Origin of the sequence: Peptoniphilus olsenii (assembly GCF_040545475.1) — a bacterium.
Classification (GTDB): domain Bacteria; phylum Bacillota; class Clostridia; order Tissierellales; family Peptoniphilaceae; genus Peptoniphilus_A; species Peptoniphilus_A olsenii.
In genome coordinates, this window is the sequence record NZ_JBEPMA010000001.1 from 173036 (window position 1) to 194832 (window position 21797).

Below are 21797 nucleotides of genomic sequence, written 5' to 3' on the forward strand. Positions count from 1 at the left end.
AAATTGAATTTAAAAAAATTAAAAATTCTCTATCATTCACATCAAGCACCCCAGAACTTATTATCGACAGATCTATATTGTATACTTTCCAATATATGCATTTCTTGAATTTTAGTGCTTTTATCTAAATCCGCTATAGTTCTAGCAGTCTTTAAAATCTTGTTATAAGTTCTAGCCGACATAGAATATTTACGAAATGCCAATTCAAGAATTTTCCTTGATGAGTCATCTAATTCACAGTATTTTTTAAGATCTTTTTCAGGAATTTCAGAATTATATTTAAAGCTTTTATTTTTATATCTATCTTTCTGTATTTCTCGCACTTCTGTAACCCTTTTTCTTATTTCTTCAGAAGTTTCACCAATTCTATCAGAGGAAATATCTTTATAATTAACTTCATCTACTTCAAGGTGAATGTCAATTCTATCTAATAATGGATGTGATATTTTTGATAAATATCTAGAAATTTCATATGGACTACAAGTACATTCATGATTTTTTGAATTATGATAACCACAAGGACAAGGATTTAAGGCACAAATAAGCTGAAAATCTGCAGGATACTTTACATTTGCATTTGCACGCGATATATTGATTTCTTTTGATTCCATAGGTTGTCGTAATACTTCTAATACTGACTTTGAAAATTCAGGCAATTCATCTAAAAATAATATTCCATTATGAGCCAACGATATTTCACCAGGTTTTGGTATTCTCCCACCTCCTATTAATGAAACAGCGGATGCTGTATGATGAGGTGAGCGAAAAGGGGGTATAGTAATAAGGCTATTATTTTCAAGTAGTCCTGAAATAGAATAGATTTTAGTTACTTCAATTGCTTCTTCAAAATCTAATGGTGGTAAAATAGTTGGAAACCTTTTAGCTGCCATAGTTTTACCAGAACCAGGCGATCCAATTATTAAAATATTGGCCTTAGAGCTTGCGGCAATTTCCATAGCTCTTTTTAAGTTTTCTTGACCTTTAATATCAGAAAAGTCTAATTGATAATTCACTTTTTCACGAAAAAATTCACCTATTGATCTTTCTATCTTTAACTCCCCTCTTAGAAATAATACAACCTCTTCTAAATTCTTAACTGGGTAAATTTCTACATCGCTTATAATAGAACATTCTTTTCTATTATCATAAGGAACTATAAATTTAGTATGTCCTTTCTCCCTCATAGATATAACCATTGGTAGAGCCCCATGAATCTTATTAACTTTGCCATCTAAAGTAAGTTCACCTAAATAAATAAAAGAATTATTTTCAATTCCCAATTCTTCATCAGAACTTAAAATCGCCATAGCAATTGCCAAATCTAGCTGTGTTCCGTCCTTCTTTAAATCAGCTGGTGCTAAATTTATAATAATTTTTTTACGCGGAAAATCGTATCCACTATTTTTAATAGCCGATCTGACTCTTTCTATAGACTCGCGGACTGCACCTTCTGCTAATCCTATTAGTGTCACTTTTGGCAATCCATTAGCTAAATCAACTTCGACTTGAACCTCATGACCATTTAATCCTGTTAAAGAACAGGTTTTAGTAAAAGTATACATAATAAATCTCCTATTTAAATTTATAAATCTCACCCATAAAAGTTTCTTCCTTAACAATATAATTTCTATTTACCAATTCTTCTAAGATGATTTTCATTTCATCATAAGAATAGTAAAGGCTATTTTTTTTATTTATAGATTGAATTAAATTATTAATACCCCCTACATCTACAGGAAGAAAATCTTTTATCGTATAAAATATATCTTCAAATCTTTTCTCGTCTCTATTTTCTAATTCATCAAATGGGTTTTCAGTATGCGGTGAAATCGTATTAGCTGCTCTGATTCTAACAAAAGAAGTCCTTCCTTTTTTTGCAGAAGATATAAATACATCACCAGAACTTAGATAAGGTAATCTTTTGGTTTCATCAGAAGATAAGTCCGTTTCTTCTTTAATAGTATCAATGTCAGAAGCTCTAACAGTTCTAAAAATTAATTTAGTATTCAACTGTGCAGTTATAGTGTCATCTAATAGAGTTGGACGTTGAGTAGCTAGTATAAGAAAAACTCCATACTTACGACCTTCTTGAGATATTTCTCTTAAAATAGTTTTTGAAGGAGTTTCATATCCTTTTGGGGCAAAATTATGAGCTTCATCTGTTATTAAAATAAAAGGAGGGAAATATTCTTTGGTACTTTTAGAATTTCTATGAATTTCATCTCTATATTCTTTTCTAAGATAATATAATTTAGAAAGCAAATATGTTGAAAAAATATTAATAATTTTTGTTGAGCCTTGCAACACCACAAGTTTTCTATTTTTTAATAATTCCATTATGATATCTATATTGTGTGAAAAAATTCCTTCATGAAATAAATTGTTAAGTCTCCATAACACACCTCTGACACTTAAAGAATTACAAATTTTGTCATAACTTTCATAAATATTTAAAACCATTTGTAGTCTCTTTTTTTCATCTATGTCTCCAGTTTCATTTGTTGCCTGGATAATTTTTTCTCTAGAGCCATATTCTTGTCCTTCCAGCAACATATCTAATTTATTTCTGAAGGAATCAAAATTAGAACCATTTTTCATCATTACATCTATTACATTCTTCATAGAATCAGTAAGTTCTGAAACAGCATTTAACAAATTTTTTAAATCACGTTTATCCAAGTCCTGAAATTTTATCCCAGTATTAACTCCAATTTCTAAACATGAAAATTTATCATCGTATTTTCTTTGAGCATAATCTGATAAATTGCTAAAATCCATTTCATAATGAGGATCTAACACAACTGTAGGTATATTCTTATCAATAAGTTCTTCAATTATTACTCTAAGCCCAAATGACTTGCCACTACCTGAACCGCCAAATATTCCTATATGCGGATATTGATGCATAGATTTATAATTAAATAAATACGGTAATTCATTTTGAACTTTTAATTTATCGTTATCTAATGTATATAGTAAATTTTTATATTGATCATCCATGTCTTTGGCAATATTATCTGTATTTTTGATTGTCCCTAAAATTAATGCATCTTCAGGTTCAATATCAATAAGTAAATCTTTAATTTCATGAAATTCGGGAGTTCTGACATCATCACCTGTTAAAGGTGGATAAAGTAGTTCTTCAAAAAATCTCAATTTACAAACATATACTGTTTCTTTATCTATATTATATCCAAGAGCGTTTAAACTTGTGAGTACAGAACTATCTATAAAATCTCCACCCATATCCAAAGGAATAAATCTATTAAATGTCTTAGATTCTACAACGCCTCCAATAATATCTCCTAGAACAGGATCTTCTACTATTAAAAATTCATTATTTCTAAAATTTTTATCTTTAGAGCCTATAAAAACTTCCCTTGTGGTTGTTATGCCTAATACTTTCATAATTTCCTCCTACAGTGTTCTTTTATCTCTTTCAGAAATAAAAAATCTTTCATAAATATCTCTATCTAAGAATTCTTCCAATAAAGTTTCAATAATTTCATCAGTAATTTTTACATCTTTATCTACAATATCAAGCCATAGTGGTACTCCTCTAGAATTAATTGGGGTTAATGTATATATTAAGTTGCATATTTCTTTTAAATGTGTTTGCTGTGTATCTAATATATCCACTCCAATAGCTCCTGGAAAATTAGATGTTCGCATAAATGCTGAAGAAAATCCATCTCCATTTTCTAGAAATTTTTTATTAATTTCATTGTTAATAAGTATAGCTTCTCCTATTTCCAACCTATTAAATAATATTTCTCGATCATAAATAGTTTTGTCTAAATCTAACTTGCTAGCTATTAAATTAGTCTTAATATCTTTAATAACACCAAATAAAATTATCCCTTTTTTCTCACAAATTTGTCTTAATTTTTTAAATAATTCTAGACAATGGATTTTATATCTTATAAATCCCCCATCCATCATTAAATATTTCAATTCATATTTATCTATATACTCTAAAGCAGTTTCTATTTCAATACTAGCGAGAAGTTTTTGAGATAAATTACCATCATCAACTGTTTGAGATAAAGCAGGTGTATAAACTGTACTATTAAATACTTCGTTACCATTTGTAGATTTAGCTAAGCCTTGAACAATTTCAATAAAGTGAGGAAAAGCACCACCAGATCTATTATTAGAACCATCTACCCCCACCAATGAATTATATCGAATTATATTTTCATTATCTATTTTTTTCAGCTTAATAAGTTCACCAATTTCAGTTTTTAACTTATTCTTAAAATTATTCGAATCTATTGTAAATACTGAGTTATATTTATTCTTTATATCGAAATTTACTTCATTTATTTGAGACTTAAGATTATCTAAATTTATCATAAATCTAAACTCTCCTTATAAACTTCATTTTTGGGCAAATTATACTTTTTAGAAACTACTTTAACGGCTTTTGATTTACTATTTCCATTATTAATCTCCTGTAATATTAAAGATTTTATATCATAATTAATCGTTCCACGACTACCTTCTATAACTACTACAAATTCTCCTTTTTCCATTAAATCAATACCTTGTATTTCTTCAGTATTGATTCTGATAGTTTCTTCAAAAACTTTGGTAATTTCGCGAGATATCGATATATTTCTTTTTCCAAAAACTTCATAAACATCTTTTAAAAATTCCTTTATTCTATGAGGCGCTTCATAAAATATTAATGTATACTTTACATCTTTTAGTTCGTTTAATTCTTTTTTCCTTGCAGATGATTTGCTGGAACAAAAACCGTAAAATAAAAAATGTTCTGTCTCAAGTCCAGATAAAACTAGGGCTGTTAAAGCTGCGTTAGCACCGGGCAACACTCGAAACTCTATATTATGAGCTATTAATTCTTCAATAAGAACATACCCAGGATCGCTAATACCAGGCATTCCAGCATCACTAATTATTGCAATGTTATTACTATTTTCTAATTCTATAATTTTTTGTGCCATAGATTTTTCATTGAATTTATGATATGAATAAAGCTTTGTACTTATATTGTAGTGATTTAATAATTTTAAAGAATTTCTCTTATCTTCAGCGAAAATAATATCAACAGATTTTAATATTTCAATTGTTCTTAGTGTAATGTCTTTCAAATTTCCTATTGGTGTCGGACAAAAATATATCATATTAAAACCTCATTTTCATATACTTTTTTCATTTCTTCAGTATAATCTCCTTCATTGTTTACATAAAAGTCTATAAAGGTATTTCCAAAATTAGCCTGTTTCTTTGCTATTATAATTGATGATTTAGAAGACTTATTGAATTCATTATGTATATTTATAATGGATTTTACTTTCATAGAATTTTTATTAATTTTAAATATTGCTTCAGCTAGTCTAAAAGTAGGATATATCATAGTAAATGTACCAGAGTTTTTTAACAAATATTTAATAATATCTAATCCTTCTAATAAATCAAAATTATGCTTAGCTAAAGTAGTCTTAAATTTTATATTACTGTAATCATAATAAGGTGGATTTATAACCACATTATCAAAACAATTAGTTTTAAACATCGATTTTAAATTAAAAATATCTTCTTGAAGAATTAATATTTTTTCTTCTAGATTATTTTCTTTTATAGATCGTTTTAAACAACTAACTACTTCGGTATTTTTATCTACACAATATATTTTTTTGAACCTTTCTTCAACACGCAAACTAACAATTCCTGTTCCACATCCTAAATCTAATAAATTTTCTCCACCTTTTATATGAGAAGACAAAATTAAAGAATCAGTAGTATATTTAAATTCATCATCTTTCTGATAGATAATATGCTTTGTTCCTATTACTTGATCCCTATTCATCTTTTACTCCTGTCAAAACATAATTTGCATCTTCAAGTTTTTGTAAGAAAAATTTCTTACTTTTCAAATCCACAGTATTTTCTAATTTACCACCACTTTTAAAGTCCTCAAGTTTTATTATATTATATGTCAATTTATTATTTTCCCAATATCTATTAACAAAAGTAGGAATAACATTCACATTCTTTACTTCAGTCTTATCATTAATTTTTAAGAGTGTAATCTTAACCATACAACCTGTCTCTACTCCTTCACGGTGTATAAATTCCTGTCTCTGATTAGAAAGAAAATTTCCCATAGAATAAATAATAAATTTACTTTCACCACTGGATTCTATATTTTCATATCTTTGTAATACATGTGGATGAGAACCTAAAATTATGTCTGCACCATATTCGAAGAGTTTATCTTTTAAATAAATTTGCCGTTCACTAGGTTTATGCTGGTATTCTATTCCCCAATGAGGATAAACAATGACAACATCACTATTTTCCTTTAGTTCTTGTATATCCCTCTTTACATCTTGAGAAAAAGTATTAACAAAATATTCTTTTCCTCTTATTATAGAATCCATTCCATTTAAAGTATCTGTAAAAGAAATTAACCCTACTTTAATGCCCTTAACATCGATAATCTTGCCCTTAGAGCTATCATTTAAATTTGTACCAAAATATCTAATATTATTGTCTTTCATATTATTTATCGTATCTATTAATCCTTCGATGCCTGTATCTAATGCATGATTATTAGCAGTGGACATAGCATCAAAACCTACATTTTTAAGAGAATCGATACTCTCTTTTGGAAAATTAAATAAAGGAAATCCACTCAATTCTCTATTTAAATTAGTAGTCCCCTCAAAATTTGCGATTGTTAAATCTGCAGAATTAATATCTTCATAAACGTTGGAAAATATAGGGCTAAAATCATAAGTCCCATTCTCATTGTAGTTTTTTATTATTGGTTGATGAAAAATCAAATCACCCATACCCAGTATCTCAATTTCTGTAGTTTTAGAAACCTTGCTATCATTAATAATATTAGATTTATTAGATAAATTATCAGTTTTTGATACATCACACGAAATTAATAATAATAAAATAAATAATAGAAATATCGCTTTTAACTTATTTTTCATCTATATTTTGCCTTTCAATTTTACTAAATTCGCACCCACAATAATCCTGTCTATACATATTAAATTCTTTTGTCAATTCTACAGATCGTTTAAAACCATTTTTCTTTTTGAAATCTGAATATAGATATTTTACATCATATTTTACCGATAGAAATTGGCCTATTCTATTTAAAACCTGAGAATCTTTATGAGGAGATATTGATAAAGTTGTAGTAAAATAATCAAAATTATAATTTTTAGCATATTTAGCAGCTTGTTCTAACCTTTGCATATAACATTTGAAACATCTGGCGCCACCTTCAGGATATTTTTCAAACCCTCTTATATACTCTAAGAATTCTTGATGGATGTATTCTTCTACTACAATATTTATCTCATCATTCAAATCCATATCTTTTAATAATTCAACTTGTTCTTTACTTCTTCTTTTATATTCACTCTCGGAATCTATATTAGGATTATAATAGAATACAGTAATTTTAAAATATTCCTTAATTTTCTCTAGAACTGCTGAAGAACATGGCCCACAGCAAGAATGTAAAAGTAATTTTGGCTTTTTATTATCTATATTATTTATAATATTTTCCATCTTTTTGTTATAATTAATCTTGTTCATTTAGCACCTAAAAATCAAGACTAGCGATTGCTAGCCTTTATAATTTAATTCGAATTAACTTTATATATATTATTAGTTAAATAAATAATTAATCCAATAATAACGAGCACAATACTTACGATTTGTGAGACTCTAAAAGAACCTAAATATAATGAATCAGTTCTCATACCTTCTATAAAAAATCTTGCAATTCCATACACAATAAAATATATAGACATTATTTGCCCCTCAAATTTTTGTCTTTTTGACAAGTAAAAATATAAGAATATAAATAGACAAAAATTTACAAAAGATTCATAAAAAAAAGTAGGATGAACTCTTTCACCATTTACAATAATAGCCCAAGAAACATCAGTAACTCCACCATGTGCTTCGCCATTTATAAAATTACCCCATCTTCCAATTGACTGTGCTAATGCAAGCCCTGGAGCAATACAATCAGCAAGTGTTAAAAACTTAATGTTTTTGATTTTACAAAAAATATATAAGCTTATTAAACCTGCAATTATTCCACCATAAATAGCTAAACCGCCATTTCGTATAGCAAGTATTTCATCTAAATGTTTTGAATAATATTCCCATTCAAAAATTACATAATAGAGTCTGGCGCCTAGCACACCAAATAATAATACAATAATTGAAATATCTGTACTAATACTTTCATACATGCCATTAATATATTTTTTACGTTTAGCCATGTTTTCTGTAATAAATACAGCAAGTAAGGCACCTATTGCTATAAGAATTCCATACCAACGAATCTCTAGTCCAAATAAATTTACTGCTATTGGATTAATAGAATTCAAGATTCTAGCTCCTTCATAATAGATACTCCTGCAGATACTCCTAATCTATCAGCTCCATTTTTTATCATCAATTTTGCTTTATCTAAATCTCTTATTCCTCCACTAGCTTTAACTTTCACTTTATTTGAAGTAGATTCATTCATTAATTTAACATCTGAAGCTTCTGCACCTGACGTAGAAAAACCTGTTGAAGTCTTTACAAAATCAGCACCAGCTCTTTCAGATAATTCACACGCTTTTACTATTTCTTCTTTGGTTAAAAGACAATTCTCTAATATAACTTTTAAAATAGCATTATTTTTGTGACTTTCATCAGCAAGAGATTTTATCTCTTCTACAACTTCAGAAAATTTGCCTGATTTTAATAGGCCAATATTAATAACCATATCTATCTCACTTGCGCCGTTATTAATTGCATCTTTAGCTTCAAATAATTTTGTTTCCTTTGTATTCGCTCCTAAAGGAAATCCTATGACAGTACAAACTTTAACCTCAGTATTTTTTAATAAATCAGCACATTTTTTTACCCATATTGGATTTACACAAACAGACCAAAAATTATATTCTTTGGCTTCTTCAATAAGTTTATCAATTTGTTCTTCAGTAACTTCTGGCTTTAATAATGTGTGATCAATAATTCTATTCATTTTCATATTTAATTCCTTTCCCAAGAAGTATATACATCTTGAACATCATCGTTATCTTCAAGAGCATCAATAAGTTTTTCCATATTCTTAATATCATCTTCACTTGTAAGGTCTACTGTGGTTTGGGGAAGATATGTGATATCAGATTCTACAAAAGTATATCCATCATCTTCGAGTGATTTCCTAACTTGATGATAATCTTCAGGAGATGTTATAATTTCAAATCCCTCTCCCATATCTTTTACATCTTCAGCTCCATATTCAATTACCTCAAGAGTAAACTCATCTTCATCTATTCCATCTTTTAAAACACCCAAAACTCCCTTTTGATCAAACATAAAAGATACACAACCAGGTTGACCTAAGTTGCCATTATATTTATCAAATAAATGTCTAATTTCAGGTGCAGTTCTATTCCTATTATCAGTTAAACAACTTACCATAACAGCTACACCATTAGGACCATACCCTTCATACATGACTTCTTCAAAAGCATCTGAGCTTTCTGAGCCGCTTCCTTTTTTTATTGCTCTTTCTATATTATCATTAGGCATATTTTCCGCTTTAGCTTTATCAATTGCAACTTTTAAAGAAGAATTATATTCAGGATCAAGTCCTCCTTCTTTAGCAGCAACCGTAATTTGTCTTGCTAATTTTGTAAAAATTTTACCTCTTTTGGCATCCTCTTTTCCTTTTTTATTTTTAATATTATTCCATTTAGAATGACCTGCCATAATATCACCTTTCCATATATCTAATTGTCAATAATTAACATTATTTACTCTAACTTATAGTATATATTATTTTAGTTCACTGTCAAAACATTTAAGTTAAGAATTTTTAAAATATGATATAATATCATAAAAGAAGGGGTTATGATGATTAATATGAATAATTTTTATAGTAGGCCTGCTTGGATAGAAGTTGACTTAAATAAATTTAGAAATAATATAGTTTCTATAAAAAATAGACTTACTCCAGGTACTGAAATTATGAGTGTTGTGAAAGCTGACGGTTATAAACATGGAGCTATACCTCTAGTAAGAGAGGCTGTTGATTTAGGAATAAGTTATTTCGCCGTAGCAACTTTCTCAGAAGCATTGATTTTAAAAAAAGAATTCTCTAATATTCATATCTTAAAATTGGGCTATACTCCTGATTATCTTATAGAGGAAAGTATTAAAGAAGATATTGCGTCTACAATTTATACTGTAGAACAAGCTGAGAAATTTGATAAAATTGCTAAATCTTTAAATAAAAAAGCTATAGTACATATATCTATAGATACGGGAATGTCCAGAATTGGATTTATTCCAAATGAAGATTCTTTAAATAAGATTTTACAAATTTTTGAGCTTGAGAATCTAGAAATTGAAGGAATTTTTTCACATTTCGCTGCCGCTGATTCTGATAAAAATTTTACTAAAGAACAATTTGTTAAATTTAAAAAATTTACAGATACATTAATTTTTAACGGTTGTCATTTCAAATTCAAACATATTGCAAATTCAGCTGCTATTTTATATACTCGTGAATATGACTTAGATATGGCCAGGCCAGGTGTAATTCAATACGGTTATACCGATACTAAAGAATGTGCACAAATTTACGGGCTTGAACCAATTCTTAGTGTAAAAGCCGAAATATCTAATGTCAAATATGTAGAAAATGGTCAGTCTGTTGGATATTCACGAAAATATTATACTAGTAAGAAAACAAAAGTTGTAACTCTTCCTATAGGATATGCTGATGGTTTTCCTCGTATTTTATCTGATAGGATAAATGTACTAATTAATGGTATAAAATGTCCTCAAATTGGTTATATCTGCATGGATCAATTAATGGTTGATGCTACAGGCGTTAATTGTGAGATTGGTGATGAAGCAGTAATTATTGGTAAACAAGACAGAGAAGAAATTAGCGTTAGAGATATATGTAATTTAAGTGGAGATTGTGAGACATCTTTTATTACTCACTTTGATAAGAGACTCCCTAGATTATATTATAAAGATAATAAAGTGATTGAAGTAATCTAAAAACTTCTCATAAAACTAAAATCGCATTAAATGGAATTTAAATAATAACTATACAGATTATTTATGAATTTAATTAATCTATTATTAAAATATAAACTAATATGAAATAACAAAACTACTTATGATTTTTATATCTCATAAGTAGTTTTGTCTTTCGCAAATACTTTAAGCATGTTCTTCATTAGAGTTATCATTTTCGATTTCTTCAGAGTCTTCTAAAGCCTCAGAATTAAGTTTTTCTTTGACCTGATAATATTCTGCAAAAATCGCATCTTCTAATTCTTTTCTAGCTTCCGCATTAATAGGATGTGCTATATCTCTAAACTCTCCATTTGGTAGCTTCCTGCTAGGCATGGCTAAAAATAGAGAATCACTTCCTTCAATGATTTTAATGTCGTGAATAACGATTTCATCATTAAACGTTACTGAGACTATGGCTTTTAATTTTCCTTCGGTTGGTAATTTACGAAGTCTAATATCCGTGATGTTCATATATTGTCACCATCTCTTTCTTTACCATATTATAGCATAAAAATTATACGAAATAAATATTTTATATTAAATATTGTAGATATTTTCAATCACTATCATTAATATTCTTAAATTTTTTAAAAATATTACGCAACAATATACCCATATAAATATAAAGTAGAAATCTTTTATGATATAATTAAATTAGTATTGGAGGAAGTAAATTGTTTGAATTTGATATAGATAATAGTGATTATAAAAAAGTATTTTTTATTGGTATTGGTGGTATCTCTATGTCAGCTTTAGCTGAATTAATGCTTTCAAAGGGATATGAAGTTTATGGTAGTGATAGGAATCATTCTATCAACACAGATAAACTTCAAAAAAATGGAGCTACTGTATATTTTTGTCATGATAGGAATAATATAAAAGATATGGATCTAGTAATTTATACTGATGCTATCAGCCTTGACAATGTGGAGTTAAAGCAAGCTATAAAAGATAAAATTGATTTGGTCGATAGAGCCTCTTTCTTAGGAGCTATAATGAAAAACTTTGACTCTTCAATAGCCGTTTCAGGTACTCATGGCAAAACAACTACCACTTCCATGATTGCTGAAATTATTAAAGATGAAAACTCAAATCCAACTATAATGTTAGGAGGACAGCTCAAAGATATTGATGGAAATATAAAAATAGGTTCAGACGAGCTTTTTTTAACAGAAGCTTGTGAATATAAAGCAAATATTTTAAAATATTTTCCTACTACTGCAATAGTTTTAAATATTGATGAAGATCATTTGGATTTTTTTGATAATATTGAACATATTATTGGTACTTTTAAAGGTTATATTGATAATTTAAGTGATAATGATTATGCTATTTTAAATGCAGATGACGAAAATATTTCTCAATTATTTCCTATAAATAATACTAATGTATTTACTTTCGGTATAAAAAATAATGCAAATTTAATGGCTAAGAATATTACATTTGATGAAGAGGGTTACCCAAGTTATGATATTTTCTTAAATGACAAAAATATTAGCAGTGCTAAATTATCTGTTTTAGGAAGGCATAATATCTTAAATTCCCTGGCCGCCATAGCAGCCACATATATTAATGATATACCTATCGAAAAGATTATATCAGGTTTAAAGTCTTATAAAGGTGTTGAAAGAAGATTAGAGTATAAAGGCGATTTTAATGGCGCAATGGTAATGGATGATTACGCCCACCATCCTACTGAAATTAAATCGGCAATTCATGCACTAAAAAAGTCTTGCAAAAGAAATTTAATTACAGTATTTCAACCACATACTTATACAAGAACTAAATTGTTGCTAGACTCTTTCTCTAAATCATTTGATGAATCTGATGTAATTATTATTACTGATATTTATGCTGCTCGCGAAAAAGACTACGGAGATATCCACTCCAAAACTTTAATTAATGCGATAAAAGAACATAAAGATAATGCTTATTACATTGAAACATTTGAAGAAATAGTTGAATATCTAAAAGAAAATCTTAAAAAAGATGACGTTGTTGTGACAATGGGAGCTGGTGATGTATATAAAATTGGAGAATTGCTCCTTCGTTTTAATAATCATAAAAAATAAAAACTTGTAAATACACAATGAAATTATAAAATAAAAAAACAATTGGACCTTCTATAGTCACTATTTAGATAAAGTGAAGGTCCAATTCTTTTTTTATTTAGTTATTTTGATACTAATTTTAAATATATTACCATGACAAAATGAAATAAAAATATAAATTATAGATTATATGTTTTAGAGTTAAATCTATAAAAATAGGTTTTTATAATTCATCATTTAACGCTTTATCAAATGCTTCAATATTTAAATCAATAAATTTTTCAGGAACATTTTTTTCTATAGCAGAAATCCAAGCATCATGAGATATATTTGTAATAAATCTTGCAGCAACTCCAAGCATTATAATATTAGCTACTTGAGGATTACCTAATTTTGCCGCTCCATCTGTAGCATTAACTACTATTACTTCATTGGCAAATTCTTGCATTTTTTCTATTACATTTTCATCATATTCTTCAGCTTCTTGTTGAACTTTTGAAGGAGCCATTTCATAATCATTAATAATAACTTTTGAGTCTTGTTTTTTTAATATATGTCTAAATCGCTTTGCTTCAAGCTTTTCAAATGCTATTAATAAATCTCCTTCCCCTGGATTTATATTCGGTGAATAAACTTTTTTTCCAAGTTTTGCACTTCCCCAAACTTTTCCTCCTCTTTGAGATAAACCTACAACATCATTTGTTTTGACATCAATCCCATCAAAGTTCGCTGCATCAGCAATGATTTGAGTTGCAAGAACTAATCCTTGCCCGCCTACTCCTGCTAAAAGTATATTTTTAGTATCCACATTAAACCTCCTCACTATGGTTAATTTTCTATTTGTTAATATTTCTTCTCTTAATAGCTCCAACTGGGCAAACCTGAGCACAAATTGAACAACCTACACATTGTTTTGGATCTATAGAGGATTTCTTTTTATCTATACCTTTATATTTTTTCATCCTAAGAGGTGGACAATTGGTTTTTATACAAGTCCTACAGCCTATACACACCTTTGGATCAACATAGAAATTAGGTTCTTTAATTTTAAATTTAAGTGCGCATGGTCTTGACGTAATTATAATAGAAACTCCTTCTCTATTGATGGCGTCATTAATTTTTTGTTTAGCCTCTTTATAATTAAACTGATCTATTCTTTCAATATCTTTATATCCCATATCTTTTAAAATATCATCAATTGATATATCTTGACCTATATTATCTCTTTGATAAGAACTTGCAGTTGGCTGCCCACCAGTCATAGCTGTAGTACCATTATCTAGCACTATCATTGTAATTTTCTCATTCCCCTTTAATTGATAGCGTAAGTTAGCAAAACCAGGTAAACCACTATGAAAGAATGTACCATCTCCAATTACTCCCACCAAAGGTCTATCATCATTTAATTTATCAAGTGCAAATCTTAGCCCCTTAATCATACCTACAGACGCTCCCATAGAAATATTCATATTAATTACTTCAAAGGGGTATAATAAGCCCATAGTATAACAACCAATATCACCAACAACCGTTACTTTTGCTTTTTTTAAGATATCAAAAACAGGTCTATGTGGACATCCTGCACAAAATAAAGGTCCTCTAACTGTTGTATCATCCTCAACAACTTCTGGTATTGTCCTTTTAGTTAGCACTCCAGCTTTAATTAAACCATCTTCAATATCTTCTACCATTAATTCTCCAGTAAAAGAAAAATATTTTTTACCTTCACAAGAAATACCATTAATTTTTAATTCATTTTCAATAAAAGGCATCATTTCTTCTATTACAATAATTCTATCAAAGTTTTTAGAAATTTCTTTTATTTTTTTAATAGGAAGTGGATAAATCATTCCTAATTTCAAAACTGAAATATTTGACGCTACTTCCTTAAAATTATTATATGCCATTCCAGATGTGATAATTAAAGTGTCTCCATCATGATTTTTAAATTTATTTATTGAACTATCGTTAGACCACTCACTTATATTCTCAATTCGCTCTTTCATGCTGTATTGATGAGCAAAAGTATGTGGAGGTAACATGCAATATTTAGTAGGATCAGCTTTAAATGGATTTCCATCATGTTGTTTTCTGTCTTCAAGTTCTACTAATGAACGTGAATGACACAGTCTACTTGTGATCCTCATCATCATTGGGCAATTATATTTTTCACTCAAATCTAATGCTATCTTTACATAATCCTTGCTTTCTTGTGAATCACTAGGATCAAATATAGCCATGTTAGCAAACTTTCCTAGTATTCTATTATCTTGCTCATTTTGAGAACTTGCCATTCCAGGATCATCCCCAGTGATAAGTAAAAAACCAGATTCAATTGGAGATTGAACAAAAGTCATAAGTGGATCCATACAAATATTGACCCCAACATGCTTCATAGCAACTAAAGATCTCACACCACCAAAAGTAGCTCCTATGCCTACTTCTAACGCTACTTTCTCATTAGTAGAAAACTCAGAATATATTTCATCATATTTTCTCATGCTATCGATAATTTCTACCGTAGGAGAACCGGGATAAGCTGTAGCTACTTGGCCTCCAGCTTCATAAAATCCCCTAGCAATCGCTTGATTGCCTGATAAAACTTCTTTCTTTGTCAAAATAAACACTCCTTTAAATTCGTTAAAATCTTAATAAATATACATTAATCTAATAAATTAATAAAACTATACATCTCTATTATACCTTTTATTAATAAATTCATCTATAGAATTAAATATATTTATATAATATAATTAATAAAATTTAAAAGATTACATTACTATTCTAAGTCATCGTTTGTACAGTTTCTAATTCTATTTCAAGTACATATTTATCCATATAAAAACCCCCTAAATCCGTTTCAGATGAAGGGGGTAGCAGATGAGAATGGTACTATATTATATATAATATATTCTCAATATTTATTTTTTTATATCAATCTGACCTGAACAAAATACTATTAGTTGATAATTATTAAAAATCAGGTGTTAAATAATTTTATAATCAAAATATAAAATATATTCATTAGTTTTTAGATACAAAATATGAATATATTGGTGGAATAATACTTGGTATAAAAATTAGAATAAAAAATATAATATTTGACTCTGTTTTTAATAATAAAGAAGCAATTAATAGCAGAATGCCACCTACTACAAAAGTATAACCACCAAGTCTATGAGTTTTTTCCCAAACATAATCACTATCTAGAGTCCATGGTGTTCTTATTCCCATAGTGTAATTTCTTTTTGCCTTGGGCAAGAAATTACCAGTGATTATAAACATAAATCCTATAAATATAGATAATACTCTAGCTATATTTATTTTAGAATTAAAAGTATACATTATACTAATAGAAGTAGTTATTGTTGTGATAACAGGAATAATAAATAAAGATATAATATATAATTTATCAGATTGGAACTTTTTTCTAGGATCTTTATTCAACATAAAAACTAAAAACATCTGTACAAAAATCATAACAATAGGAGTGGTAAACATTGCTTTAAACTTCGTTTCATAGGATATTACATTTCCTTGTAGGTCAAAGTTCGTGGGTATAGAGTCAGGCAACTTACCAAAATAGAATAAACCTATAGCCAATGGAATTAACATCATGCATAAACTTATAATAACAAATTTCTTATTTCTCATTAAAATCCTCCTTTTTAAAACTTAAAATATAATTAATCAATTCTTCAAATATAGATGCGTTAAGAGAATATATTCGATAGTTTTTCTCTTTGCGAAAAGTAATTAGGTTAGCATCAACTAATATTTGAAGATGATAACTAATTGTAGCATTAGACATATCAAATTTAGACGCTAAATCACCTGCAGTCATACTATTTTTCTTTAATAAACTTAGAATTTCACGCCTATTTACATCAGAAAGTGCCTTAAAAGTATTCTCTAAACTCAAATCATCACCTCGATTATTAATCTATTTAGATTAATTTCTAAATAGATTGTACGATAAAATTATGTTATTGTCAAACCTAATTTGAATTTTTTTAAAATAGTTAGCTTCTTAAACTTAAAATTTATACAAATCGTTAAAAAATAGTAAAAATAACTTTACAATCCATGAAATATTTGTTAAGATATATGTTGTCTTAGGGGTATAGTTCAGTTGGTAGAACACTGGTCTCCAAAACCAGGTGTCGTGGGTTCGAGTCCTGCTACCCCTGCCATTGATTAAAATCTATAGTTAATGATTTTAAATAAAAAGTCGCTAGATTGGCTATTTATCAAAGTTTGTTGATTTTAAGCCATTAGCGACTTTATTTTTTATTAAAATTTATATTCTGTTATGTTCTGTAGTATTCATTATCATGCATTAATATACATCAATTTACGGTGTGAATTTCATACAATTTCATACTGGAATGTACATTTTGATTTTAAGCTATAATATTATTAAAATACAATTTTACTTTTGATGAGACATTATTGATTTTTATTTACCTTGTCAAAAGTAAATTTTTTTAAATTAATTACTCATCTTTATAATCTTCTGTTTTTATTATGTTAGTAACATCAGTCGGTTTACTATCTGCTATACCTTCGCTTAGCATATAAATACATAATCCACCAACAGCACTTACAAGTGCAACTATACGCTCCGTTGTTTCGGGACTCGCATTAAAAAATGCAATTAATGCAATTATAACTGCACTCACACAAGCCCAAAATTTACGACTACCTAATTTCCTGATTAAATCTTCTTTTTTCACAATTTTACTCCTTTAAAATCTCTATGACACTGTTAAATACAACACTTTAGCTACTATTGTCTAAATACCCTCTAAATCTCATTTTTATTATTATCTAATGTATTCCTATGCCTTAATTCCCACAATAGATGGCAATTTTCTACTTGTGTGAATACCAAAATTATTTTTATAATACATTTGTGTACTTCCACCACCATCTAAAGCTACAGCTCCGTCTATTCCTAATTCAATAACTCTATTTTTAAATTCTGCCATTGTCATAGGAATTGAGTTTATTAAAAATACTTTATCACCTTTAAAAGCGACTCCAGTATGATTAGTTTTTCTTAAAATATCAGCTGGTATCTTTTCTAACTTAGGGTCAAATGATGGATAAAGTCCAACACCGCCAACAGCAAAGTCTACCTTTCTTTTTACTTCATTGATATTGTTAATTCTTTCAATGGTAATATTATTTTCCCCATAAATAAAAGTAGCACGTTTGATATTTTTTTTATAATGATTTTTATCAGCATTTGGTCCTATAGGTTTACCACCGTTAATTGCAATTGCACAAATACTATTAGCACTTGTTACTGGTGCAGTTGTTGTATCAAAAAATACTCCATTTATGCCATATGCTCCAGTATCTCTAATAGTTTTACCATTAATAAACTGAGTGTATAGTTTATCTACGGTTGTTTCTATAATAAATAAACCGTGATGCATATAATTATCTGACTTTTTAAAAAGCTTAGGTTTTGCCGCCGCCGAACCACGATTAATAGATGTCGCTACAGATGTGCCATTAAGATTTATGTTTATTCTTCTTGGTTCTTCTATGTCTCTTTTAAACTGTTTCCACTTTTCCCAATTTCGTCCAAACATATGACCTGGACAGATTTTTCTACTTGCATCAAAGTGTCTTACAACATTATCTGATTTTATGTTAAATCTTAGCATCAAAGTTTTTACTAATTCCACTGCATTAAAATAAGTCTTGCTATAATCCCCATCTGAATTAATACATATCTCTACACTTATACTATTTCTATTTGTAATGCCATACTTTCCTTTACCATCACCAACAGCTCCTGCAGATCTACTATCACCAATAAATTGACATATTTCTGTATCATCAACAAAATAGTGAGCAGATGCCCCTCTAGAGTTTGTACCTACATAATTTCTATGATTTCTAGCAGTAGCACCAGCATTTCTATTACCCGTATCATGTATAACTATATATAAAATTTTACTACCCATGCGAGAATAATTATTTCCTCGTACTGGTAAAAATTCAAATTTTAACAAGATACCCTCCTCTCTTATTTTCTCAATGCATCTAATATCTTGTCACATTTATCATCATGTTTGTCTAATTTGCGATTAAAATCTTTGTTATAATAATCAAGCTTACTTACAGTATCAGCTACTATACGATTAGTAGTTGATAACTCTTTTACAGCATCAGCAAGATTAGTCATAGCATTCTGAAAGTTTGTGTCATTTATTTGCAGATTCCCTAGTTTTTCTATAATTTCTTTCATTTCTCTACTACGACGTTTATCATTCTGTACTATTGTATATACAAAAATTCCTAAAAAAACTACAACTACTGCCCCTGCAATTCCTAAAGATGCGTAAAGTTCTTCTATTGTCTTATACTCCATTTGTCACCCCATTTTAAGTATTAAAAAAGGGAGGATTTAACCTCCCACACACTTATAACAATAATTTTTTATTTAAGCATCAATATCAACAGGCATACCATCAGCATCAAGTCCTAGTGCTTTTAAATCTTCAAGTACTGCCTCTCTCCAAATACCAGGTACTTGTCTAACTTTTTTATTATCAGGATTACAAGTTCTTCTTTGTCTTGAAACTAATCCAACGTATAAATCTAACATTCTTTCCACCTCCCCATTTAAAAATTTGTATAAAAATAGACCTGCGATTGCAGACCCTATCAATACCTTATTTAATTTCATTTCCATTGCCATCATAACCTTTTTCTTTAAGAGCATTTATAACATCTTCTCTTAAATGTTTTGGCACAAGCTTTATCTTTTTATTCTTTTCATCACAAGTTCTTCTGCCATTTATTACTAATCTAACGTATAAATCTATCATTCTTGACCCCCTAATATTTCTTCGTAGATAGTTGCAAGTACCTCTTCCATTTTATTATTGTGATTTAAACCATCCTCATAAATTGTTGCAACAGCTTCAGCTATGTCCGCTGTTCCACCCTCGATAGTATCTAAAGATTCTAAAGTTTGTTTATTGTCTGCATTTGCTGCCCCTTTTAATTTTTGTATAGTCTCTAAATCAGCCTCATTATAAATTTTAACGCCCATTATTCATAACCCCCTTTAACACCTCTTAATACAGAGCTTACATCACTCTCGCCATTTTCTGCAATGATTTTAATACCAATTGCCCATTTATCGGCAGTTTTTGTGCTATTTTTAAAAGCGTAGGCTCTGGCCGCTTTACTCTCAGTACTCATATCTTCCCAAGTCGGCTTTGTGTCATTATAATTATTACAAGCTTTTACAGTTATAACCGCATCACTTGCAAAAATCCCGTGTGGTACTGCTATAACTTTACCAGGTTTTACATCAAACTCATTTATCTTGATTTCAACTTCTAGTCCGTTTGATACACGCTCAAACGTATAAACCCTATACTGTTTATTATCGACTGAAAAATCGTCCCACGCTTCTACTTTAATTGTGTGTTTGCCATATTTAAGTTTTAAAAAGTCATCATGAGGTATTGAGTAACTATATTCTTTACTGTCCTCTACTTCTAAATTTTCGTATATTTTTTTGTTATCTAGATAAACACGACAATAGATTTTATCTTTTTCTACATCAGTCAAACTAAATTTTTGAGTAAATGTATCTTTTTTTGCTCCTAAATCTCCATCACTGTCGCTTATGATAGGTGGGCGATTAATTTTAGTAAAAGTATATCGTCTATAAGCCACACCACCCTTGCCATCATCTGCTTTAATAGTAATTGTATGAGTTGAGCCTATTTCAAAGTTTTTTAAATGCTCATCTGTGATAGTAAAAGATAGGTCTTTATCCTGTGCAGATGATACGGTTGCAATCTCAGTATCATTTAAAATTACAGTTACTTTTACGTCATCGTTATTTTTATCAGTTACTCTATATTCTTTAGTAAATGCTGTACTTTTGCCACCTAAATCACTATCTTGACCGTCGATTGTTGGTGCAGTATTAGATTTAGTAAAAGTATATGTCCTTGTACTTGATGTTGCACCTTTGCTATCTTTAGCAGTTATCTTTATATTGTGTTTACCTAATGTAAAATCAGATATTTTAATTTTATAAGTGTATTTTGCATTTAATGTTACACTTTTATCAGTAACTTTTTTTACATTATCTACAGTAATACTTACAGTACATTTGTCACTATCTGCATCAGATACTATATACTCAATATCAAAATCTTCTGTTTTACTGCCTAAATTTAAATTACTGCCTGATATAGTAGGTGCTTGATTGTCTACACCTTTATATACATACCAGTAACTGCCACTGTAATTATTGTTAGGATAAGCATTTCTTGATGTTGATTTTACATCTTCAATGTAAGAGCCTTTTGAATAGTGGGAGAAAACTCTTTCTGTAGTAGCAACTCTGTAAGTGACTTTATTAACCGCATTGTTTTCCCATTCCCCATCTCTTTTACGACTCTCATGCCCTAAAAAATCAACACTTACTACCTGGTATTTACTCGTATCATCAAAAGGCCAACTGACATCTACTCTTGGGTTAATATTAGCTGTATATAAAGTAATAGTTTGTTCAGGACCCCATGATTTCTCAGTTCTATAATTACTATCTTTCCAAAATTTCCGCCAAATATAATTAGGCATTTAATCACTCCTTTTTGCATC

At 28.9% G+C, this 21797-nt stretch carries 24 protein-coding genes and 1 tRNA gene; 3 read left to right on the plus strand and 22 right to left on the minus strand.

Annotated elements, in window-relative coordinates:
• Positions 1–41: 41 nt before the first annotated feature.
• The 10 genes from ABID14_RS00895 to ABID14_RS00940 are packed head-to-tail and all read right to left on the minus strand — an operon-like array spanning position 42 to position 9774.
• Positions 42–1562 carry a YifB family Mg chelatase-like AAA ATPase gene (locus tag ABID14_RS00895; protein ID WP_354366563.1) on the minus strand — a complete coding sequence of 507 codons (1521 nt, stop codon included), beginning with the start codon at positions 1560–1562 and terminating at the stop codon, positions 42–44.
• A 10-nt stretch (positions 1563–1572) separates the two neighbouring features.
• Positions 1573–3408: an ATP-binding protein gene (locus ABID14_RS00900; RefSeq protein WP_354366564.1), complete on the minus strand. Its 1836-nt coding sequence runs from the start codon at positions 3406–3408 to the stop codon at positions 1573–1575.
• Positions 3409–3417: 9 nt separating this feature from the next.
• A complete protein-coding gene (locus tag ABID14_RS00905; protein ID WP_354366565.1) occupies positions 3418–4356 on the minus strand; it encodes a DNA double-strand break repair nuclease NurA in 939 nt (312 codons plus the stop codon).
• The gene (gene rsmI, locus ABID14_RS00910; protein WP_354366566.1) at positions 4353–5147 is read right to left on the minus strand and encodes a 16S rRNA (cytidine(1402)-2'-O)-methyltransferase; all 795 of its coding nucleotides are present in this window, start codon (positions 5145–5147) and stop codon (positions 4353–4355) included. The genes ABID14_RS00905 and rsmI overlap by 4 nt, the downstream gene beginning before the upstream one ends.
• The gene (locus ABID14_RS00915) at positions 5144–5833 is read right to left on the minus strand and encodes a tRNA1(Val) (adenine(37)-N6)-methyltransferase (protein WP_354366567.1); all 690 of its coding nucleotides are present in this window, start codon (positions 5831–5833) and stop codon (positions 5144–5146) included. The genes rsmI and ABID14_RS00915 overlap by 4 nt, the downstream gene beginning before the upstream one ends.
• Entirely contained in the window at positions 5826–6971 is a 1146-nt protein-coding gene (locus tag ABID14_RS00920; protein ID WP_354366568.1) for a CapA family protein, read from the minus strand. Before ABID14_RS00920 ends, ABID14_RS00915 begins: the two co-directional genes overlap by 8 nt.
• Entirely contained in the window at positions 6961–7587 is a 627-nt protein-coding gene (locus tag ABID14_RS00925; protein WP_354366569.1) for an epoxyqueuosine reductase QueH, read from the minus strand. The genes ABID14_RS00920 and ABID14_RS00925 overlap by 11 nt, the downstream gene beginning before the upstream one ends.
• A gap of 44 nt (positions 7588–7631) precedes the next feature.
• Positions 7632–8384: a prolipoprotein diacylglyceryl transferase gene (lgt, locus tag ABID14_RS00930; protein WP_354366780.1), complete on the minus strand. Its 753-nt coding sequence runs from the start codon at positions 8382–8384 to the stop codon at positions 7632–7634.
• A gap of 5 nt (positions 8385–8389) precedes the next feature.
• A complete protein-coding gene (gene deoC / locus ABID14_RS00935; protein WP_354366570.1) occupies positions 8390–9046 on the minus strand; it encodes a deoxyribose-phosphate aldolase in 657 nt (218 codons plus the stop codon).
• A gap of 2 nt (positions 9047–9048) precedes the next feature.
• Entirely contained in the window at positions 9049–9774 is a 726-nt protein-coding gene (locus ABID14_RS00940; protein WP_354366571.1) for a YebC/PmpR family DNA-binding transcriptional regulator, read from the minus strand.
• Positions 9775–9915: 141 nt separating this feature from the next.
• On the opposite strand from ABID14_RS00940, the gene alr reads away from it, so the two are divergent.
• Positions 9916–11076, plus strand: a complete 1161-nt coding sequence (alr, locus tag ABID14_RS00945; protein WP_354366572.1) for an alanine racemase — start codon at positions 9916–9918, stop codon at positions 11074–11076.
• Positions 11077–11241: 165 nt separating this feature from the next.
• On the opposite strand, the gene spoVG is transcribed toward alr, so the two are convergent.
• A complete protein-coding gene (gene spoVG / locus ABID14_RS00950) occupies positions 11242–11568 on the minus strand; it encodes a septation regulator SpoVG (protein WP_354366573.1) in 327 nt (108 codons plus the stop codon).
• Between the two features lie 203 nt (positions 11569–11771).
• Between spoVG and murC the strand changes: the two genes are divergently transcribed.
• A complete protein-coding gene (gene murC / locus ABID14_RS00955) occupies positions 11772–13169 on the plus strand; it encodes a UDP-N-acetylmuramate--L-alanine ligase (protein WP_354366574.1) in 1398 nt (465 codons plus the stop codon).
• A 202-nt stretch (positions 13170–13371) separates the two neighbouring features.
• Here murC and ABID14_RS00960 read toward each other — a convergent pair whose 3' ends face one another.
• The 4 genes from ABID14_RS00960 to ABID14_RS00975 all read right to left on the minus strand — a co-directional run bounded on the left by ABID14_RS00960 (position 13372) and on the right by ABID14_RS00975 (position 17070).
• On the minus strand, positions 13372–13956 hold the full coding sequence (locus ABID14_RS00960) for an indolepyruvate oxidoreductase subunit beta (RefSeq protein ID WP_354366575.1): 585 nt from the start codon (positions 13954–13956) through the stop codon (positions 13372–13374).
• A gap of 28 nt (positions 13957–13984) precedes the next feature.
• Entirely contained in the window at positions 13985–15766 is a 1782-nt protein-coding gene (locus ABID14_RS00965; protein ID WP_354366576.1) for a thiamine pyrophosphate-dependent enzyme, read from the minus strand.
• Positions 15767–16172: 406 nt separating this feature from the next.
• Positions 16173–16802 (minus strand): SdpI family protein, encoded by a 630-nt coding sequence (locus ABID14_RS00970; RefSeq protein WP_354366577.1) that lies wholly within the window; start codon positions 16800–16802, stop codon positions 16173–16175.
• Complete coding sequence (locus ABID14_RS00975; RefSeq protein WP_354366578.1) at positions 16792–17070, minus strand: autorepressor SdpR family transcription factor; 279 nt, start codon at positions 17068–17070, stop codon at positions 16792–16794. The genes ABID14_RS00970 and ABID14_RS00975 overlap by 11 nt, the downstream gene beginning before the upstream one ends.
• A 195-nt stretch (positions 17071–17265) precedes the next feature.
• Between ABID14_RS00975 and ABID14_RS00980 the strand changes: the two genes are divergently transcribed.
• A tRNA-Trp gene (locus ABID14_RS00980) sits at positions 17266–17341 on the plus strand.
• 303 nt (positions 17342–17644) lie between these two features.
• On the opposite strand, the gene ABID14_RS00985 is transcribed toward ABID14_RS00980, so the two are convergent.
• From ABID14_RS00985 to ABID14_RS01015, 7 genes are all read right to left on the minus strand, one after another.
• Positions 17645–17884, minus strand: coding sequence for a hypothetical protein (locus ABID14_RS00985; RefSeq protein WP_354366579.1), 240 nt, complete (start codon positions 17882–17884; stop codon positions 17645–17647).
• A 105-nt stretch (positions 17885–17989) separates the two neighbouring features.
• Entirely contained in the window at positions 17990–19177 is a 1188-nt protein-coding gene (locus ABID14_RS00990; protein WP_354366580.1) for an N-acetylmuramoyl-L-alanine amidase, read from the minus strand.
• Between the two features lie 14 nt (positions 19178–19191).
• Positions 19192–19536, minus strand: a complete 345-nt coding sequence (locus tag ABID14_RS00995; RefSeq protein WP_354366581.1) for a hypothetical protein — start codon at positions 19534–19536, stop codon at positions 19192–19194.
• Between the two features lie 72 nt (positions 19537–19608).
• Complete coding sequence (locus ABID14_RS01000; RefSeq protein WP_354366582.1) at positions 19609–19773, minus strand: CD1375 family protein; 165 nt, start codon at positions 19771–19773, stop codon at positions 19609–19611.
• A 67-nt stretch (positions 19774–19840) separates the two neighbouring features.
• The gene (locus ABID14_RS01005; RefSeq protein WP_354366583.1) at positions 19841–19996 is read right to left on the minus strand and encodes a CD1375 family protein; all 156 of its coding nucleotides are present in this window, start codon (positions 19994–19996) and stop codon (positions 19841–19843) included.
• Positions 19993–20223 (minus strand): hypothetical protein, encoded by a 231-nt coding sequence (locus ABID14_RS01010; RefSeq protein WP_354366584.1) that lies wholly within the window; start codon positions 20221–20223, stop codon positions 19993–19995. Before ABID14_RS01010 ends, ABID14_RS01005 begins: the two co-directional genes overlap by 4 nt.
• A complete protein-coding gene (locus tag ABID14_RS01015) occupies positions 20223–21776 on the minus strand; it encodes a hypothetical protein (RefSeq protein WP_354366585.1) in 1554 nt (517 codons plus the stop codon). The genes ABID14_RS01010 and ABID14_RS01015 overlap by 1 nt, the downstream gene beginning before the upstream one ends.
• Positions 21777–21797: the final 21 nt, after the last annotated feature.

Coding starts and splice junctions, on each gene's coding strand:
- ABID14_RS00895 (WP_354366563.1), bottom strand. CDS start 1,562: ATGTATACTTTTACTAAAACCTGTTCTTTAACAGGATTAAATGGTCAT.
- ABID14_RS00900 (WP_354366564.1), bottom strand. CDS start 3,408: ATGAAAGTATTAGGCATAACAACCACAAGGGAAGTTTTTATAGGCTCT.
- ABID14_RS00905 (WP_354366565.1), bottom strand. CDS start 4,356: ATGATAAATTTAGATAATCTTAAGTCTCAAATAAATGAAGTAAATTTC.
- rsmI (WP_354366566.1), bottom strand. CDS start 5,147: ATGATATATTTTTGTCCGACACCAATAGGAAATTTGAAAGACATTACA.
- ABID14_RS00915 (WP_354366567.1), bottom strand. CDS start 5,833: ATGAATAGGGATCAAGTAATAGGAACAAAGCATATTATCTATCAGAAA.
- ABID14_RS00920 (WP_354366568.1), bottom strand. CDS start 6,971: ATGAAAAATAAGTTAAAAGCGATATTTCTATTATTTATTTTATTATTA.
- ABID14_RS00925 (WP_354366569.1), bottom strand. CDS start 7,587: ATGAACAAGATTAATTATAACAAAAAGATGGAAAATATTATAAATAAT.
- deoC (WP_354366570.1), bottom strand. CDS start 9,046: ATGAAAATGAATAGAATTATTGATCACACATTATTAAAGCCAGAAGTT.
- ABID14_RS00940 (WP_354366571.1), bottom strand. CDS start 9,774: ATGGCAGGTCATTCTAAATGGAATAATATTAAAAATAAAAAAGGAAAA.
- alr (WP_354366572.1), top strand. CDS start 9,916: ATGATGATTAATATGAATAATTTTTATAGTAGGCCTGCTTGGATAGAA.
- spoVG (WP_354366573.1), bottom strand. CDS start 11,568: ATGAACATCACGGATATTAGACTTCGTAAATTACCAACCGAAGGAAAA.
- ABID14_RS00970 (WP_354366577.1), bottom strand. CDS start 16,802: ATGAGAAATAAGAAATTTGTTATTATAAGTTTATGCATGATGTTAATT.
- ABID14_RS00995 (WP_354366581.1), bottom strand. CDS start 19,536: ATGGAGTATAAGACAATAGAAGAACTTTACGCATCTTTAGGAATTGCA.
- ABID14_RS01000 (WP_354366582.1), bottom strand. CDS start 19,773: ATGTTAGATTTATACGTTGGATTAGTTTCAAGACAAAGAAGAACTTGT.
- ABID14_RS01005 (WP_354366583.1), bottom strand. CDS start 19,996: ATGATAGATTTATACGTTAGATTAGTAATAAATGGCAGAAGAACTTGT.
- ABID14_RS01010 (WP_354366584.1), bottom strand. CDS start 20,223: ATGGGCGTTAAAATTTATAATGAGGCTGATTTAGAGACTATACAAAAA.
- ABID14_RS01015 (WP_354366585.1), bottom strand. CDS start 21,776: ATGCCTAATTATATTTGGCGGAAATTTTGGAAAGATAGTAATTATAGA.